This window comes from Salegentibacter holothuriorum (assembly GCF_900168045.1).
GTDB classification, from domain to species: domain Bacteria; phylum Bacteroidota; class Bacteroidia; order Flavobacteriales; family Flavobacteriaceae; genus Salegentibacter; species Salegentibacter holothuriorum.
In genome coordinates, this window is the sequence record NZ_FUYY01000001.1 from 875,067 (window position 1) to 894,153 (window position 19,087).

The 19,087-nt window shown below is 39.0% G+C and carries 13 protein-coding genes; 5 read left to right on the top strand and 8 right to left on the bottom strand.

Annotation, left to right across the window (positions count from 1 at the left end; all coding sequences use genetic code 11):
• Position 1: 1 nt before the first annotated feature.
• Positions 2 to 5,590, top strand: a complete 5,589-nt coding sequence (locus B5X51_RS03780) for a hypothetical protein (protein WP_079719534.1) — start codon at positions 2 to 4, stop codon at positions 5,588 to 5,590.
• Positions 5,583 to 7,460, top strand: coding sequence for a hypothetical protein (locus B5X51_RS03785; RefSeq protein WP_079719535.1), 1,878 nt, complete (start codon positions 5,583 to 5,585; stop codon positions 7,458 to 7,460). The genes B5X51_RS03780 and B5X51_RS03785 overlap by 8 nt, the downstream gene beginning before the upstream one ends.
• 149 nt (positions 7,461 to 7,609) lie before the next feature.
• On the opposite strand, the gene B5X51_RS03790 is transcribed toward B5X51_RS03785, so the two are convergent.
• From B5X51_RS03790 to mnmE, 3 genes are all read right to left on the bottom strand, one after another.
• Entirely contained in the window at positions 7,610 to 8,332 is a 723-nt protein-coding gene (locus tag B5X51_RS03790) for a hypothetical protein (protein ID WP_079719536.1), read from the bottom strand.
• 54 nt (positions 8,333 to 8,386) lie between these two features.
• Positions 8,387 to 9,463, bottom strand: coding sequence for a site-specific integrase (locus tag B5X51_RS03795; protein ID WP_317042095.1), 1,077 nt, complete (start codon positions 9,461 to 9,463; stop codon positions 8,387 to 8,389).
• Positions 9,464 to 9,673: 210 nt separating this feature from the next.
• A complete protein-coding gene (gene mnmE, locus B5X51_RS03800; protein WP_079719537.1) occupies positions 9,674 to 11,077 on the bottom strand; it encodes a tRNA uridine-5-carboxymethylaminomethyl(34) synthesis GTPase MnmE in 1,404 nt (467 codons plus the stop codon).
• A 157-nt stretch (positions 11,078 to 11,234) separates the two neighbouring features.
• Here mnmE and B5X51_RS03805 point away from each other — a divergent pair, with 157 nt between their 5' ends.
• On the top strand, positions 11,235 to 11,573 hold the full coding sequence (locus B5X51_RS03805; protein ID WP_079719538.1) for a DUF4870 domain-containing protein: 339 nt from the start codon (positions 11,235 to 11,237) through the stop codon (positions 11,571 to 11,573).
• A 135-nt stretch (positions 11,574 to 11,708) separates the two neighbouring features.
• Here the strand turns inward: B5X51_RS03805 and dnaN are convergent, their stop codons facing one another.
• From dnaN to B5X51_RS03830, 5 genes are all read right to left on the bottom strand, one after another.
• Positions 11,709 to 12,827: a DNA polymerase III subunit beta gene (gene dnaN, locus B5X51_RS03810; RefSeq protein WP_079719539.1), complete on the bottom strand. Its 1,119-nt coding sequence runs from the start codon at positions 12,825 to 12,827 to the stop codon at positions 11,709 to 11,711.
• Positions 12,828 to 13,026: 199 nt separating this feature from the next.
• Entirely contained in the window at positions 13,027 to 14,697 is a 1,671-nt protein-coding gene (gene gldG / locus B5X51_RS03815) for a gliding motility-associated ABC transporter substrate-binding protein GldG (protein ID WP_079719540.1), read from the bottom strand.
• Between the two features lie 3 nt (positions 14,698 to 14,700).
• The gene (gene gldF, locus B5X51_RS16015) at positions 14,701 to 15,438 is read right to left on the bottom strand and encodes a gliding motility-associated ABC transporter permease subunit GldF (protein WP_079719541.1); all 738 of its coding nucleotides are present in this window, start codon (positions 15,436 to 15,438) and stop codon (positions 14,701 to 14,703) included.
• Between the two features lie 155 nt (positions 15,439 to 15,593).
• Positions 15,594 to 15,890: a putative quinol monooxygenase gene (locus B5X51_RS03825; protein WP_079719542.1), complete on the bottom strand. Its 297-nt coding sequence runs from the start codon at positions 15,888 to 15,890 to the stop codon at positions 15,594 to 15,596.
• Positions 15,887 to 16,726: an SAM hydrolase/SAM-dependent halogenase family protein gene (locus tag B5X51_RS03830; protein ID WP_079719543.1), complete on the bottom strand. Its 840-nt coding sequence runs from the start codon at positions 16,724 to 16,726 to the stop codon at positions 15,887 to 15,889. The genes B5X51_RS03825 and B5X51_RS03830 overlap by 4 nt, the downstream gene beginning before the upstream one ends.
• A gap of 219 nt (positions 16,727 to 16,945) precedes the next feature.
• On the opposite strand from B5X51_RS03830, the gene B5X51_RS03835 reads away from it, so the two are divergent.
• Together B5X51_RS03835 and B5X51_RS03840 are read left to right on the top strand one after the other, a co-directional pair.
• The gene (locus B5X51_RS03835) at positions 16,946 to 17,899 is read left to right on the top strand and encodes a PhoH family protein (RefSeq protein ID WP_079719544.1); all 954 of its coding nucleotides are present in this window, start codon (positions 16,946 to 16,948) and stop codon (positions 17,897 to 17,899) included.
• A 54-nt stretch (positions 17,900 to 17,953) separates the two neighbouring features.
• Complete coding sequence (locus B5X51_RS03840) at positions 17,954 to 18,901, top strand: phosphoribosylaminoimidazolesuccinocarboxamide synthase (protein WP_079719545.1); 948 nt, start codon at positions 17,954 to 17,956, stop codon at positions 18,899 to 18,901.
• Positions 18,902 to 19,087: the final 186 nt, after the last annotated feature.

Below are 19,087 nucleotides of genomic sequence, written 5' to 3' on the forward strand. Positions count from 1 at the left end.
CATGCCAGAATTCAACGACATACAAAAAAATCTATCCCGTGCCATTCGAGAAAAGGAAAAAGCGAAGCAGAACCTGACATTGAAAAGGGAGCAATTGTTAGTCCTGCAGAAGAAAAAAGAAAAGCTTGGGCGAAAATTTGATGAACAGAGTTCAGGTTTGTTACGGCAAAAACAAATACTGGATCGTCAGGAACACGAATTAAAAGCATCCATTTTAAGAGAAAGAAATATCCTTGAGGAAAGATCCGGCCTTGCGGATAGCTTGCTTCGGGATTTTCAGCCTTTATCTGATCCCCGGGAACACATCTCCAACTTTAAGGATGACACTCCGTTCCTGCTGATGCCTGTACGCATGGAAACGCGTTTTAAAGAATTAAAGGATGGCAATGCAAGTTACTACCAGCTGTGGCTGCGGGTTTATCCCGACGATTGCGCGATAGATTCCTTTGAAGAAACCCTTTCACGGGCCGAAGTAGCAAGCGCTAAATTGTACTACCAGGGAATGCGACAAGCAAATGAACGTGAGCCTATGGAAAGAGCTGCCTGGCGGGACCTGGTTTCCACATACGGATCAGGCAGGGCAGGTTATATTCTGGATAATTTCAAACCCATAGAAACAGGTAATGAACCTCAGGTTTCGGGAGATAATCAACTAATATTAACTATTCCCGTTACCGAAGTTCCGCCAGAGGCAGAACCAATTAAAACTTACTGGACAGAAGCGTGGAAGGCATCTACCGAAGAAAACCGGAGAGAAGCAAAAGAAGATCTTATTGCAGAAGTAGGTCAGGAAAGAGCATCCGAAATTATTGAAAATATCGTTCCTTCCAACTTCAACTCTCCTCCTCCTGAAAATACTTCTGAGGTAAAGGTGGTTTTTATTATCTTCCCAAAAGAAGAAGAGCTTGAACTAAAGGAACAAAGCTGGTCACAGGCTGCACGTACAAATGTCTTGCCCGACAGATTTGTGGTAACAGCTTATAATGGCAGTGAGCAGGCTTCCGAAAATATTGCTTTTCAGGAGATCGGAAACCTGATACCTTCTCCCTTGGCAATGGGTCCCGATCCTTCACTGGAAAAAGAAGAACAGCTTCAGCAGGAAAACGGTGCGCTTAAGGTGAACGAAGAGCTGAAATGGATGGTAGATTTTGAGGAAGCTGTTAAAAAAGGAATGGGTTTCCGAATATCCATTTCGGAAGAACAGGCGAAAAATGGTTTTGACCGCATTGTGGTACTGGGACTGAAACTCAGTGCTGGAAAGGAAGAATCTACAAATCGGTTAGAGAGTCTTTTTAATAACCATCAGCGAAGCAAAAAAGGATTGAGTATTCTTCCCCAGGGCACCCCTACAAACAATACTGAAACAGGGGAAGCTGCCTATGCTTATTTCGAGGATTCCGATGTAAGTTTTGATCAGCGGAAAGCCGGGAATCAATTCACTGAAACCACCGACTGGAAAGATAAAAAAGATGGGCAGTGGCTGGCTGAGTGGCTGGGTCTGAACCCTGAAATTTTTAAAAATACTTATAACGCTGGCCTACCGGATCAGGCCGAAGCGAAGGCAATGAATATCTGTCTATTTCCCGCAACTCTGGGTTATATGATGGAGAGTATGATGCAGGAAGTCTTTTCTGAAGATGATGTAGAACAAACTCGATGGTTTTTCAACCACTTTGTGAGCGGCCGCGGTCCCATACCAGCGATTAAGATCGGCAGGCAGCCTTATGGGATCTTGCCCACCACAGCTTTTTCAGAAATAAAGTGGCTGGAGCAACGAAATTTTCCCCGTGTACAGGGAATCCCCTGGATTAAAGGAAACGAGTTCTTTCTACCAAAGCTTTACAGTATCCTTGGACAAATGGATAAAGATTGGTCACCGTTGTTCAGAAAAGCTGCCTATGTGGGCAAAGAGGGCGATGCCCATCAACTCTTACTCGATATTGTTGGATTAAGTCCAACCTCCGTCGAGTTTTATCAACGCTACGCGGAAAGCAAGGATGCTTTAATCAACCGCTTTAAGCTGGCCGGGGGGCTTGGAGTTCTAATAGCTATTATCCTGGCAGGAAACTATGAAAAGAGCGGAAAGGAATTGCTGAAAAAATTTGGTGCGGAAACAGAAGAAACTCCCGATATTCTGAAACAATTCTTCCTAAAAAAATCAAATAAACTTTTACGCCACCTGGTAGATGAAGCCAAATCTTCGGAGACGGAGCCAATAAAGCCCACTACGACCGATGATAAAAATTACCTGCAGTGGATGCGGGAGGCCGCTACCACCTCCCACGATAGCCTTAGAAGGCAGGAGGGATTTATAAATGACAACCCACCATCTGCACTGTTATATTTAATGCTGAAACATTCCCTGGATCTGGGTTATATAAATACCAGCTTGTTTTTAAGGTTAAAAGCAGGTCTTCTTTCTCCTTCAGCATATAGAAATTCTAAAGCGGAACCTAAATTTATTCATATTCAGGAGAATAAGAAAAAAGATGAAAGTCGCTGGAAGGGATTATACGAGGCCACACCTGGGATAACAGGGAACGACCGGCAGTCGCTTGGAGATTATATTCCACAGGTGATAGAAACCGAGTTGAAATCTTCTTATCTGAAAAAACAACTGGATTCACTAAAAACGCTGGAAAAAACTCCCACCGCCAGACTTGAGAGATTATTGACCGAACATATTGACTTATGTACCTACAGACTTGATGCCTGGAAAAACGCTTTTACAAATTATGAACTGGCTGCTATGCGGTTCGAACAAGGGACTGAAAATGAAGTTTCCGCCAAGCCCGGTATATACTTGGGTTCATATGGCTGGCTGGAAGACGTGCGGCCGAAAAATAAAAAGCTAAAGCCCAAAAATCTGGAGGATGAAGAACTGGCCAAACATTTTAACAGGAATGATGAACCACAGCTGAAGACCGATGATCAAAATGGTGGTTTTATTCTTGCTCCATCCTTAAATCACGCTGTTACCGCTGCGATTTTGCGGAACGCCTATATGAGTGATGATAATCCAGAGACATACGAGATCAACCTCTCTTCAGAAAGAGTGCGCAAGGCTTTATCCCTGGTGGAAGGTATTAGAGCAGGACAAAGCTTATCTGCTCTGCTGGGTTATTACATGGAAAGAGAATTGCACGATCAAAACCAGTCACTGGAGCAAATTGATTTTTATATATACAAGCTGCGGAAAGCCTTCCCGCTGAGAGCTGATAAAAATAAGGAAACCCAAACCGAAGATTCTGATCCTATCGAGGCCATTGAGGCCAGGAATGTTTTGGATGGATTGGCACTTATCAACCAGATAAAAGACAGTAAAAAGAAAAATTATCCCTTCGGAAAAGAGAACATTCTGCCAATCGAAGGAGAAGAAGCACCTTCAGAAGCGATCAGGGATGCGATTGACAAAGAAGTGGATAATATCATCAATCTAAACGATGCCATTGCAGATGTTGCTATGGCCGAAAGTGTGCATCAGGTCGTACTTGGGAATTACGACCGAGCTGCAGCTACAATGGACGCCTATAGCAAGGGAAATTTCCCTCCGCAGCCTGAGGTGGTACAGACACCCCGCAGCGGTACGAACATCACTCAAAGATTAGGACTCCAGTTTGAAACCGGACTGGATCCCCTAGATTCGCCTTTTACTGACATTCCCATGTCAGCACGTTCTAAAGCAGAACCAGCCATTAATAAATGGTTGGCCGGTATCCTGCCCTCTATTGGAGAAGTAGGTGTAAAAGTGAGCTTTTACGACCATGTTAGCGGCTCGGACAAAACCGAAGTAATCACACAGAAGAATCTGCAGCTCCAGCCGTTAGACCTGATTTTCCTGATTAATCAGGATGATGGGCAAGCAATGACCGCCATGGATGATACAATTGAAACCTATGTATGGGAAAAATACCCGCTGCGACCGGACACAGAAATAAAAATAGAGTATACCAGCCGCATAACAAATAAAATAAACTTTTTTGAGCTGAATGCATTAATTCAGCCGCTTCGAACTCTTATCATGCAATCCCGGCCCCTGGAAGCGATGGATATTGTCCTTTCAAACGAAGCACAAACCTCGAAAAATGATTCTTTGTTTCTGGATGAAAACCGGGTAGTGAAGGCTAAAATCGAGGTTGAGAAGAAAGTAACTGATCTGGAAACTTTTATTGGTGCAACGGAATTCCTTCTGTCTGATCCAGAAACCAACCGGACACAGATATTAAAAGAGATCGATAAGACTATCGAAGATTATATTCCACTTTTAAGAGAATTAGCAGCGTATGGCCTACCTCAAACCGGAACAGGATTTATTTACGAACGGAAAAAGGTTCTTTATGCCGCTATTGTGCAAAAAATAGACGAGTTGGTGCAGCGCTGGGAAGAGAAGTTGGTTGAATTCAATGATCTGCTTGTCAAACATGATAACCTACCCCCCACAGCTCCGGCTGAAGATCGATTACGATTATTGTTTTCGGCAGAACGAAAAATTTATTCAGGTACATCTACCGAGATGGATCCCGCAGCTTTCAGGCTGGAACTAAACAATAAAAATCTGACTTTTGAAAACAAACTGAAGGATTTTAAAGGTATTAAGGATGCAAACTATTTGTTACTCAGCAAGCTGCTAGAAGCGATGGAAGCAGCTTTGCCCATAACCCAATTCGATTTAGAAGAATTTAAAATAACCGCGCAGGAAGATCAGGTAATATTCTTTTTAGAGGAAATAACTTCCCACGCCCAAAGTCTGAAAAATGATTTGGTAAAACGGGTTAATAAAGCACAGGCTATTTTAAATAAAGCCATCCCGCTTTCAGCAGGAAAAAAACGCGTGGAAATGCTACAGGAAGCAGGAAGGCAATTTTTTGGTGATGATTTCAAAATGCTTCCAGAGTTTGAAATGCCTCGGGAAAACGCAGCAGAATGGGCTAATTCGTTTAATAACAGAAGTAAACTATTGCAACACCTAGAAAATTCAGAAGAAATAAGCTTTCCGGTAGATCAATGGTTATACGGTCTGGCACGGGTGCGAGAAAAAGCCAAAGCCTGGGAAAGCTTGTGTATGATCAGCGAAGCTTTTACGAATAAGAGCCCCGATCTTCATCCTGTGCAATTACCTTTTCACGCGGAAGATTCCTGGATGGCCCTGCCTTTTCCTGAAGATCAAAACCTAAGTGAGGATAAACTTCTTTACACGGCCCATTATGCTACAGCCTTTGATAAGGACAAAAAACAATGTGGATTGCTTCTGGACGAGTGGACCGAGCTTATTCCTTCAAAAACTGAAGATGTGGGAGCCACCTTTCACTATGACCGCCCCAACAGCGAACCCCCTCAGGTGATGCTGCTCGCCCTGCCCACAGAATTTACCGGAAGCTGGAAATGGGAAGATTTGCTAAATACGGTAAATGATACCCTGGACCAGGCGAAAAAACGAGCGGTAGAACCTGGAGATATTGATAGGACCAGTTATTCAAGGTTTTTACCGGCCACCGTTTCGCCGGTCAATGTGCATCCCGTAAGCGCTTCTTTAAATTATTCTTTCAATAATCTAGTTTACATGACCTTAAATTCCGATAATAATGAATGATTTTATAGCTATAAAAGATATCAAACAAGTTTTTGAAGAAAATCTATTTCCGGGTATTACCCTTTGGAACCGCTTGGAAGCAAGGCCCCGGGCAGATGACTTTGATAGTGCCATAAAAGCTGAGATTCGTGACCCTCTATGGATGCTCACTAAACAATGGCAGATGGGCGAATTCAGGGGAGATGACGCGGGATCCCCTGCATTTGCAAAAGTACAGGTAGCCACTACGAGCATTACAAAATACCAGGCGGGAAAAAACGCTGTACAAAATTATGATGATGAAGTACCACTTGAGGCCAAGGTAGAGCAAAAAAAGCTGAGTTTTGAGCAGGCAGGCAGAAAAACCGCCATGGATATCCGTCTACTGATGGGGCGGGAATGGCTTAAACTCACCAAACAGGGTTTTGAAAATTTACGGCAGAAATATATAGAACTCTATTCATTTGAAATTCCCGATCCGGAAGATAAAACCCAGGCGACCACCGTGGCTCATCCTGAGGCCTGGCAGTTAAGCCTGGCGATTGCCGGACGAAGTGTGGATGGGTATGCCCTTTATGAGTATCTAAAGAAAAACGCCAATAATAAAGCTTCAGATAACACTCCCGACGCAGGGAATGCAAATTTAGACAAGCTGGGCGAAAAATTTATCGACTGGTATGAAAGACTTTTTCTTCAGCCAGAAGCAGAAAAGAACAATGCCTGGATTCCTCCCCGTATGGAGTATTCTTTTGCGGTCTCGGCTCCAGCAGGAAGCACGGAAAAAATTATGGCTGCCGAAGAATATTATCATGGACACTTAGACTGGTATAATCTAAATATAGCTTCCCAAAGCCGTAAACTGGAAATAAATGAAACAGAAAATCCCACACAGGAAGTCCAAAACCGGGAAACCCTTTCCTTTTTTCCTGTACCTGTTTCCTTTGACGGAATGCCGGATACTCGCTGGTGGAAATTTGAAGATGGCAATGTTAACTTTGGCGATATCAAACCTGACACTACGGATGTAAATAAGCTACTCTTTTTGGAATTTGGCCTTATTTACGCTAACGATTGGTTTGTGGTTCCATTAACCCTTCCCGCAGGCAGTATTGCCGAGATAAAAGGACTTTCAGTAACGAACGTCTTTGGCGAAAAACTATGGATAGAGGCCGCTGGAAAAGGCCTGGACGACGATTGGAAGCGCTGGAATATGTTTGCCCTGAGCCAAAAAGGAGAACAGCAGGAACCGGCAGACAACAGCTTACTCATCCTACCTACTGTAGAAAAGATCCAACAAGGCAAACCGCTGGAAGAAGTTTTCTTTTTACGGGATGAAGTTGCTAATATGGTATGGGCAATAGAAAAGAAAATACCACTGCCCACAGGCTCAACCAAACAGGGCGCTGAGGCTGCAGATGAACTACACGATTATTATCAAAAAATCCTGGACCGATCGATAATAAGCAGCAGTGTTCAGGAATTTAACCCTGAATATCAGGCAAAAATACGTTATGAAATCATGAACAGCGTACCAGAAAATTGGATTCCATTCATACCGGTGCATTTATCGGGCAATAACCGGGAAATCCAGTTGCAAAGAGCTTCTATGCCCCGTATTCTCAAAAATGCGGATCCAGGTCAAGCTGAAAAAGTGAAACCTAGAACGCAATTATTGCGGGAAGGCTTAGACCAGCATCCGGTAGAGGCTTATATGCTTTATGAAGAAGAAGTGCCCCGCGCCGGACTTCAAGTTCATCAAAACTTTCAGAGGGCAAGATGGTATAACGGGAAAGTAATTAACTGGTTTGGCTCCGGGAAACAAACCGGAAGAGGACAGGGCCATAGTGGCTTGGCTTTTGACAGGATTGTTGATGTCAAAAAAACTGACTAAATAAAAATGTCCAAAAAACAGTTTCTTATTAATGGGATTTTAATACAAAGAGGACGGGCTTTAGCCTGAAATTACTAAAAGCCAGATTTTGGATATTTTCAGAAAATCTGAAGACCTTCTTTTTTGAGAAAGTTTAATTATAAAATTCATTATAGATCAATCTTCCGAAAAATTTCATTCAATTCTGAATGTTTTTTTGAAAAACTACTTCTGGTTGGTGCATTTTTTAGGGTGTTATATTTATACTTTTTTCCATCTGCCCTCAACACCAGTTCCGAAGTGATAAATAGGTTTTTTATTGTCATAGTATTCTTGGGAAATTCTTTGGAAAGATATTCATAAAATTCATGAGAGCTAGGACCATCCATATTAAAATGGATTTTTGAATTATGAGTGTCCCAATCTTTAGTAAATATATTCCTGAAATCCTGCAGGCTTGTTTTCTCAGAATTTAAAAGATCATACCTCATTAAATTATGATATAACTTTTGAGCTTGATCTTCTGATATATTCAGATTAAAATTTTTGTCCTTTTTTAGAGAACTAACAGGCTTTTGGCCCTGCATACTACTTTTAAATTTGTCCGTCCAGGGAAGAATGGAAAGAAAAAAGCCGGCTAAAAAAACAAGAAAACTAATTGCCACGACTAGAAGCGTCTCTGATTCAATAGTATACCAGGAATAAACCGCAAGATGCATAACTCCCAGACCCAACCCCATAAAAAGAATTCTTGGTCTTTCAATTTTTGTATTCCATAATATTCGTTCATTCATCATATAAGCCCAAAGCATTTCACCATAATGTAAAATTAGCCTTCCATAAATATAGATGAAGCCAAGGGTGGTCAGGTATTTGAATAAATTAAAAGTCATAATCCGTGTCCAGTTCGGGAATTAGATAAGCAGCTTCCTTTTTCTTCTTATCTACTATTTAGCATACACCTGGGTAGTTCTTATTTCTTTATGCCCCAGGATCTTGGAAACAGTATATATATCAGCACCATTTTCAAGTAGGAGAACAGCATGAGTATGGCGGGCGCTATGAAAGGTAATATGTTTGGTAATACCTGCACGCATACACCACCTCAGGATTTCAGCATTAAAATGAGCACCATATTTGAGACCCTGAAATACTTTATCATTTTCTCTCTTTCTCTTACCTAAAAGCTTTCTTGCCTGGTTAGAAATGAATTGATACTCCTGTCCCGCAGTTTTTTTCTGCTTAAAAATTAACCGGGCTTCGTCTTTTTCATCCCGTACTTCAGACCAGACAAGCTTGTTAATGTCGCTCCATCTTAATCCTGTCAGGCAACTAAATAAAAAAGCCGATTTCAAAACTGGGTGTTTGCAATGTGCTTTTGTCACCGCCTGAAGCTCCTCATAGGTAAGATGCTCCCTGGATGTTTCTCCCTGGGCAAAACCTTTAACTGTGGTAGCAAAGTTTCTACGAGTATATCCATCTTCAAAAGCTTGCCTCAAAGCTGCTTTAAACTTATTGTAGTATGTATATTTAGAATTTTGGGAAAGGGGGGTATTGGTGTTAATACTGGTAGTCTTGTTTAAATATTTTTTAAAACCAATTACAAAATCTTCGTCTATATCTTCAAAGGTGATTTTTCTTTTTTTGCAGTAGTCTTCAATGTGATTCTGAGCGGCATCCCAATTATCATAGTTTCCCTTACTCTCGTAACGTTCTTCTTTTAGTTTGTCGTAATAAGTAAGGAACAGTAATTTATCTTTTGACCTATCTTTAATGCCATATTTCCCCTGCGCATATTCGGCTCTACGTATAGATAAAATTTGCTCAGCTCTTAGTAGAGTCTCCTCATTTTCCTTTTTTTCAGCAGCATTCTTTAGCTGTATGTATAAATACTCTTTGAGATATTCAAACTCCCTATTATTTACCGATTTTCCGGTTTCATCAATAACCTTTCCTTTATAGTAATCAATATAAAGACTATACCTCCCAGTTGTCAGCTTCTTTTTTCTAAGATTAATTTTCATAACTCCAGCTTTTCATAAAGATAGAGAAAAAAGAATACGAGGTGCACTCTGTGCACCCAGGAAGCAAAATTTAACAACGGGGTGCACTTGAGGTACAAAACGGGGTGCACAAAGGTATAATAAGAGAAAATTAGATGAATATTAAAAATGCTGTGATATACTATATTTATTAGGTTTTGATGTCATTTGATATCATTTAATATTTGCTGTTTATTTGCCAATACAGAAATTAGAAAATATATTCCCCAATAATTCATCATTCGTAACCTGTCCGGTGATTTCGCCAAAGTATTCTAAAGCTTCCCGAATATCTATGGCTAACAAGTCGCCCGAAAGGTCGGTGTTCAAGCCTTCTTCAACCTTATTTATTTCTTCCAGAGCTTTTAAAAGGGCATTATAGTGACGGCTGTTGGTTACGATCGTATTATTATTTCTAAGCGCGCCGGTATTTACAAATTCAAGTAATTTACTTTTTAGTTCCTCTACACCTTCGCCTGTTTTGGCAGAAATTAACTGCAAACTTGCGCCTTCAAGTTCGTTTAAATTTTCAAATAAATTCTCTTTCTCTTTTTCCGTAAGTTGATCTACTTTATTCGCAATAACAACAAGGGGTTTTTGAGGAAATTGATTGTGGATTTTTTTAATTTCAACCTTAAACTTAGAACTTTGAGCTTTAAATTTTTCTGCATTTAGAAGATAAACAACTACCTGTGCCTGACCTATCTTTTCAAAAGTTCGCTTTATTCCGATGCTTTCCACCACATCCTCAGTCTCTCGTATTCCTGCGGTATCAATAAATCTGAAACCAACACCACCAATACTCATTTCGTCTTCAATAGAATCCCGCGTAGTCCCGGCTATTTCAGAAACAATGGCGCGTTCTTCATTTAAAAGTGAGTTTAATAAAGTAGATTTTCCTACGTTTGGTTCGCCCACAATCGCTACCGGAATTCCATTTTTAAGCACATTCCCTGTTGCAAAAGAATCAATTAAACGTTTTAATACCTGCTGAATCCGGGCTACTAACTCTTTAAATTGATCGCGATTGGCAAACTCCACATCTTCTTCAGAGAAGTCTAATTCCAATTCAATTAAAGAAGCAAAATCTAATAACTCCTGGCGTAACCTATGAATTTCATTAGAAAATCCGCCTCGCATTTGTTGCATCGCCATTTGGTGAGAGGCCTTGTTTTCAGAAGAAATTAGATCGGCTACGGCTTCTGCCTGGCTCAAGTCCATTTTTCCGTTTAGAAAAGCACGCATTGTAAATTCACCAGCCTCAGCTGAACGACAACCTTTTCTAATCATCAACTGGATAATCTCCTGTTGAATATACGGACTTCCGTGACAGGAAATTTCTACCGTTTCTTCTCCGGTATAAGATTTAGGCGCTCTAAATATTGAAATTAAAACCTCATCTAAGGTACGATCATCGTCCATTAGATTTCCTAAATGCAAAGTATGGCTTGGCTGCTGGTTCAGCTTTTTTTTACTCTTTGCTTTAAAAAGCGGGGAAACAATATTAAATGCTTCGGGGCCGGAAACTCTAATAATGGCAATAGCACCAGCACCAGAAGGTGTGGCAAGCGCTACAATAGTGTCGTTTAATTTCATATCGCAAAGATAAGCCTCCCCCCCCCCCCCTCCAAAAGAGGGGGAGAAAAATTACGATTTTTAAAATTTGTAACAATTTGCCAGGTTTGTCGTCCTATTTATAGGAGTTGTATTTCAACTTCTCTTTACTTAAAACTAATTACTCGATACTAAATAAATGAGAGAAGACAACCAAATGCTCGTTATTACCCATTTAAGTCAGTTACTGGATTTAGTTACAGGAATTGGCGGTTTTATAGTTCCGTTAATCCTTTGGCTTACCCAAAAAGATAAAGTTGCCGGAATGGATTTTCACGGAAAAATGATCATCAATTTCCAAATAAGTATGTTTATATACAGCTTATTATGTATTCCGCTAATCTTTTTATTCGGACTTGGAATAATCGCTCTTATTGGGATTGCCCTTATTATGCTTATCCTACCAATAATAAATGCCATTAAAGTAAGCAACGGGGAAGTTCCAAATTATCCTTTAACAATAGAGATCATAAAATAAACTTGAAAAGTTTTATAATTTCATTTTTAACATTCAAAAAAAAACCTCACAGGTTTTGAAAACCTGTGAGGTTTGAATTTTTAAAACTCCTTAATTTTTGATATTTAAATCCCCCCTTCGGGGGCTAGGGGGCTTCTAATTATTAAGCATTACCGGCATAACCAGCATTGTGATTTTTTCTCCCGGGTCTAAGCCATCTACAGGAGTTAAAATCCCTGCACGGTTAGGTAAACTCATCTCCAGCTGAACTTCATCTGAAGTTAAATTATTCAACATTTCGGTAAGAAAACGAGAGTTGAAACCAATTTGCATATCGTCTCCCTGGTAAGAACAAGTTAAACGCTCTTCGGCTTTATTGCTGTAATCTACATCTTCTGCAGAAATATTTAATTCGGCACCGGCAATTTTTAATCTCACCTGGTGTGTAGTTTTATTAGAGAAAATAGAAACCCTACGAACTGAGCTCAAAAACTGGTTGCGCTGTATAGTTAATTTATTCGGATTTTCCTTCGGAATTACCGCTTCGTAATTTGGATACTTTCCGTCTATAAGTCTACAAACCAATTGCGTATCATCAAAAGTGAATTTTGCATTAGAATCGTTGTATTCTATAAGCACTTCACTTTCGCTACCCGCTAAAATTCCTTTTAAAAGGTTTAGTGGTTTTTTCGGCATAATAAAGTCTGAAGCCTGCGAAGCAGTAACATCTTCTCGCTGGTATTTTACTAACTTATGAGCATCTGTAGCTACAAAAGTTAATCCTTCTGTTGTAAATTGAAAGAAAACCCCACTCATTACCGGACGAAGATCGTCGTTTCCTGAAGCGAAAATGGTTTTACTAATCGCTGTAGACAAAATATCACCTTCTAAAACGGTACTACTCGGATCTTCCAATTCCACAGGATTTGGAAATTCTTCACCATCAGCATAAGCAAGCGCGTATTTACCGTGATTGGAACTTAATTCTATAGTGTTATTATCTTCGGCAACAAATGTTAATGGCTGTTCCGGGAAAGTTTTTAGCGTATCTAAAAGCAATTTAGCAGGAACCGCTATTTTTCCTTCGGAATCTGATTCAACCTTAAGTTTTGCAGACATTGTAGTTTCAAGATCTGAGGCAGAAACTGTAAGCTCGTCCTGCTTAAGATCGAATAAAAAATTGTCTAAAATTGGAAGGGTGTTGGTGTTATTTATAACCCCACCCAATATCTGAAGCTGTTTCAGCAAATAACTGCTGGATACAATAAATTTCATCGGCTTTGTGATTAATTAGAAATCATTACAAATATATTTTAATCTGTTAAAGATTAAGCTTGTGACGAAGAGTTTTTATTAACATCAAAAACAATAAAATATTTTGCAAAAATCTACAATACAGACACTTGAAACGAATAATCTTTTTAAAATTGTTAATATGTTGATTTTATTTCCCTAAATATAAAGTCTGGGAATGCTATTTCAGATATTTCCTTTTTCGGAAATAATTAAATCCGAAAGCAAATAGCCCCAGAACTATTAAAGGAAGAATAATATTAACCACCTGCCATTTTTCGCGTTCCTCTGCAGTTTTTTGATCGTCAAGAAATGCTATGCTTATTTCTTTGCTTCGTATATTTATAAGTCCGTTATCATCAAGCATATAATTAACAGCATTCAGTAAAAATTCTTTATTCCCATAGGTATTACCCGTGTAACGCTCAAAGCCCAATTCCAGGGGGTCCCCACGCTGTACGTCGTTTTTTATAACGTCCCCATCTGAAATTACCAGCATTTTAGTTTCTTTACTTTGGTCCAAAGAATTTTGAATTTCAAATGGCTTGACCCTGTTTTTATAAACCGAAGTAAATTCTCCTTCCAGCAAAACCGCCAGCGGTTGCTCTCCATCTCTGTAAGACGCCAAATCGGGTTCCTGGCTTACCATCTCAAGGCTAATTTCACGCGGTGTACCTTCTACCCTGGTTTGGGGCGAACTGCTGAGTAAAATTGTTTTTTCAAGCTTATTCTGAAGCGTATCAATTTGATTTGCATATTCAAACCTTACCGCTTCAATATTATTGATTATCGGGTGATCGTTGGGCGAAGTGGTTAACGGACTGTAAAACCAGGGGTACGGATTAAACCGGGTATTGTTTCCCTGCCCTGAAGCAAGAATAATTGGGGCCGAATAGATATCGTTAATCAAAACCGGGTTTATTCTAATTCCGTAGGAAAAGAAAAAATCGCCCAGGTTGAGATCTCGTGGTAAAGCAAAAGCTCTACCAGAAGGGTTTAGTAAACTATCGGTTTCCATGGCAACGGCTTCGGTTAACCAAACCGACTTACCACCCGCCATCGTATATTGATCTAACACATACTTTTCATTCTCGGTAAAAGCTTCTGTAGGTTTTGCCTCGATAATTAAATCGTATTCTTTTAACTGCTTAAGTGTTTTTTGAGGATTTACAGCAGCTGAATCTAAAGTAAAAGGTGCCATAAAATAATATTCCTGCAAGGTTTTTATAAAACTGGCTATTTGTGCATTTGGCAATTCCCCATTGCCCCGCATTACCGCTATTTTCTTCTCACGCGGATAAATAAATTTGTTTAATGCATTCGCAATAGCATATTCCAATTGTTGAACAGAACTGGAAACACGTTCCTCATCAGTTGCGCCCAGTTTATTTTTTAATAAAGGAATTTGTACTTCTTTATCACCCATTTTAGCAATAGCCCAGGGAAAAACCAGGGCTTCAGAACTTTTCCCGTTTTCCTGAACGCTTACCCTGGCAGGTGGCATTCCCTGCCGGTAAAATTCCTGGGCAGTAGCTTCAGCATCATTACTATTGTCTAACGGATTGGTAAAAATGAATTTTATATTGCTGTTATAAGCTGAAAACTCTTCCAGCATTTGCCTTGTTTCATTCCGAAGTCTTCTAAATTCTGATGGGAAATTTCCTTCTAAAAAAACTTCAATAACGATGGGAGAATCAGCATCTGAAACGATTTCCATTGCCGCGGGAGAAAGGGTATAACGTTGATCTCGGGTAAGATCTATGCGCTCAAAAAAATTGGCAGCCAATAGGTTTACGGCAACCAGGACAAGGATTAATCCAAAAACAGCTTTATATGTGTTTTGAAGTTTCACAGCCTAAGAATTTTTCTGAATTGATATTAGCCTTAACTCTGTAAGTTTTAAAAAGAAAATTATAAAACTTAGAAAATAAATAATATCGCGGGTATCTATCACTCCCCTGCTTATACTTTGGTAATGAAAACTAATGCCCAGGTATTCTGCACCATAATTAGTACTTCCAAAAAGGTCTAAACTCCCTAGCCCTTCAAAAGCGAAATAGCTTAAAAAACATAGAAAGACAGCAATAATAAATGCGATAATTTGATTCTGGGAAAGTGAGGAAGCAAAAATACCTATTGCGGTGTAACAAGCCCCAAGAAAAATTAAGCCCAGGTAAGAGCCAAGGGTAGCACCGAGATCAAAATTCCCTACCGGACTTCCTAATTGATGAATGGTAATTACATATAAAATACTCGGTAATATTGCTAGAACCACTAAAATTAAGGCTCCAAAATATTTCCCTAAAACAAGTTGTGTAAAACCAATGGGGCGTGTAAGCAGCAATTCTATAGTTCCCTGGCGTTTCTCTTCAGAAAAACTTTTCATGGTTATGGCCGGAATAAGAAAAATAAAGATCCAGGGAGCAAGATCAAAGAAGGGTTTTACATTGGCAAAACCACTATCCAGAATATTGTAATTTCCTGTAAAAACAAATAAAAATAAGCCGCAAACCACCAGAAAAATTCCAATCACCAGGTAACCTATTGGTGACGAAAAAAATGAGTTTATTTCTTTGTTTAAAATGGCTAGCATTAATTTCGGTTATCGGTTGTGAGTTATCGGTTGTCGGTATTTGGTTTGATGTTTTTTTTTGCTGAAACTTTTTTAATCGAAATTCTAATAATATCTCCTTCCCACTTCACTCCTAACTCTTCACCCTTCTCCCCTCTCTCTTCACTCTTCACTCTTCACTCTTCACTCTTCACTACTGTAGTGCTCCAGGCTACCGGTTTAGCATTAAAAAGCAGCTTTGTTTTTGCCCATACGCCTTTAAATAATTCTGAATTTCGGTAACGCTCTAAAGAAGGCTCATCTACCCAGTTACTATACGTAAAAAAGATATTTGTATTGTGCTTATCTTGTAATAATTCAAGTTTTTCACAACCTTCAAAAGCTCTTATTTTAGATTTGTTTTCTTCAAAATTAGCCAGAAATTCATCTAATTTTGAAGGATCAAACTCCATTTTCACAATTCTGTGTATCATTTTTCTTCAAAGTTAATAGTGACCGTATCCCGGTGATGCAGGCCAAAAAGCGTTGAGGCACTACCTACCGTAGAAGGATTACTTTTATAAATAGCCAGTTCTATATAACCGGCCGAATTAAAGAGCGCGAGTTTTTTACCATCTTCTTCTCCCCTGTTTTCCTTTTCAACCTCAAAATTTATCCAGTCAGAATAGGCTTCATATATTTGTGGAAAAGTAACCATTCTCGCACTTATTAGATAATTTCTTCCTTTTCCTATATTTTCAAAAAGTTTACGGCTAATATTAGTAACTACATTTCCATAATTATCAATATATAGAACGTGACCAACAATTTGGTTTTTTTCTGAATTAATAATAGGTTCAAACTGCTTCAGATACTTTATTTCGCTAATATTCTTACCAATCACTTCCAGGGTTCCGCCACGGGCTAAATGGCAGGCCACTTTTACAAAAACATCTAAAACCGGAAAATTTGTTTCAATAGCCCCGTGAATATTGATTTCTACAATTTTCGTAGGTTTAATTTCTGAAGCGAGTAAAGATAAAATTCCATTGTTTGCACAAATAAAATAATGATCGTCCAACAAAACGGCCAGATGTTTATTTTCTGGAGTAAATTCTGAGTCGATCCCAATGATATGAATACTGCCTTTTGGAAAACTATTATATGCATTTTTTATAATGTAGGCTGCCTCGCTAATATGAAAAGGCGAAACCGAATGCGAAATATCAACAATTCTCACATCGGGCAACTCATTATAAATAGCTCCTTTAACCGCACCTACAAAGTAATCTTTCTCTCCAAAATCGGTAGTTAAAGTAATAATTGCCATAGGTAATTGTTAATATTTTTTTAATGTGTAAGCGCTTATTTTATGTAAGTTTGTATAGTAAGCAAAGATAATTTTATTTAAATTTTCATTCAAAAATCAATGATTATAAACTTAAAATTAGCCATCCAAAATTAGCATTAAAACTTAGCAGCAACAAATAAAGAACCACTATAAATAAAAATGTTTTGAACATCTTTTTTCAACTAAAACTATAAGCTATTGAACGAAATTGTTATTGAACTTTCAGAGATTAACCCTCGCGAATTTTTTGGGCAGGGAAATGAACATATAGAACTTTTAAAAAAGTATTTTCCGAAGCTAAAAATTGTAGCTCGGGGAAATAAAATTAAGGTTTTTGGAGACGAAGAAATGCTGGAAGAGTTTGATGAACGCATTACGATGCTTATGGATCACTTTGGAAAGTATAACAAACTGGATGAGAATGTGATTGAAAGAGTGCTTACCAGCGAGAAAAGTTCAGATTATCAAACTTCAGCCGAAAGTGGGGAAGTTTTGGTTCATGGAGTTGGCGGTCGTTTGGTAAAACCCCAAACTGCCAACCAGAGAAAACTGGTTGAACTAATGCGTAAAAACGATATGGTTTTTGCCATTGGCCCAGCAGGAACCGGGAAAACTTACACAGGAGTTGCGCTGGCCGTTAAAGCTTTAAAAGAGAAACAGGTTAAAAGAATTATCCTTACCCGTCCCGCTGTTGAGGCTGGTGAAAACCTGGGTTTTCTCCCTGGTGATCTTAAAGAAAAGTTAGATCCTTATATGCAGCCATTATACGATGCACTTCGGGATATGATCCCACAAGAAAGACTGGATTCATTTATAGAGAAAGGAGTTATTCAAATAGCGCCCCTCGCTTTTATGCGTGGCCGAACCTTAGATAATGCTTTTGTAATTTTAGATGAAGCCCAAAATACTACCCACGCACAAATGAAAATGTTCCTTACCCGTATGGGAAAAAGCGCCAAGTTTATGATTACGGGAGATCCAGGGCAAATAGATTTGCCGCGTAGGGTGATTTCAGGTTTAAAAGAAGCTTTACTTGTGCTTAAAGAAGTAAAAGGTGTAGGAATGATTTATCTTGATGATAAAGATGTGATTCGCCATAGATTGGTAAAAAAGATTATTTCTGCTTACAAAGAAATTGAACACGCTGATTAAAGCTAGTTTTCAACTTATATATAATTCAGTTCCAAAAACTCAGAATAGATTCTAATGAACAATACCATTATAAAAACCGATTTTAATTTCCCGGGCCAAACCGATGTTTACAAAGGTAAAGTGAGGGATGTTTATACATTAAAAAACAATAAACTTGTAATTGTAGCAACAGATAGACTTTCGGCTTTTGATGTTGTGATGCCAAAAGGGATACCTTACAAAGGTCAAATCCTTAATCAAATTGCTACAAAAATGATGGAAGCAACAAGAGATCTTGTACCCAACTGGCTGGAAAAGACTCCAGATCCCAACGTTGCGGTTGGGCAGGCTTGTGAACCTTTTAAAATTGAAATGGTAATTCGTGGCTATCTCGCGGGTCATGCTGCAAGAGAATATAAAGCCGGGAAACGTATGCTTTGTGGGGTAGAAATGCCAAACGGAATGAAAGAGAACGATAAATTCCCGGAGCCAATTATCACTCCAGCTACTAAAGCCGAACAGGGCGATCACGATGAAGATATTTCAAAAGAAGAGATATTAAAACAGGGAATTGTTTCTAAAGAAGATTATAAAATTTTGGAAGAATACACCTTGAATCTTTTTAAACGAGGAAGCGAAATTGCCGCAAAGAGAGGCTTGATCCTGGTAGATACTAAGTATGAATTTGGAAAAAATGCCAACGGAGAAATTGTTCTAATAGATGAAATTCACACGCCAGATTCTTCCAGGTATTTTTATGCCGATGGCTATAGTAAAAGACAGGACAAGAACGAGCCACAAAAACAATTATCTAAAGAATTTGTGAGACAGTGGCTTATAGAAAACAACTTCCAGGGAAAAGAAGGTCAAATTCTTCCGGAAATGAGCGATGACTATATCACATCGGTTTCTGAACGTTATATAGAATTATACGAAAAAATTACCGGGGAAGCTTTTGTAAAAAGTGATATCAGTAATATTGAAACCCGTATTGAAAATAACGTGCTGGAGTATTTGAAATAAGGCTTCGGCAGGAAAGTTTGGTGAAATAGTTCCCGTCCCGAAGGCTCAGGATATTTCGGGGTCTAAACGAACAGAGAATTGTTAAACTCACACTAGATGCTGAAATAAATTCAGCATGTCCTAACTCTCGTCATCCTGAACTCGTTTCAGGATCTAATTAAATGATAATCAAATCATGTTAGACCC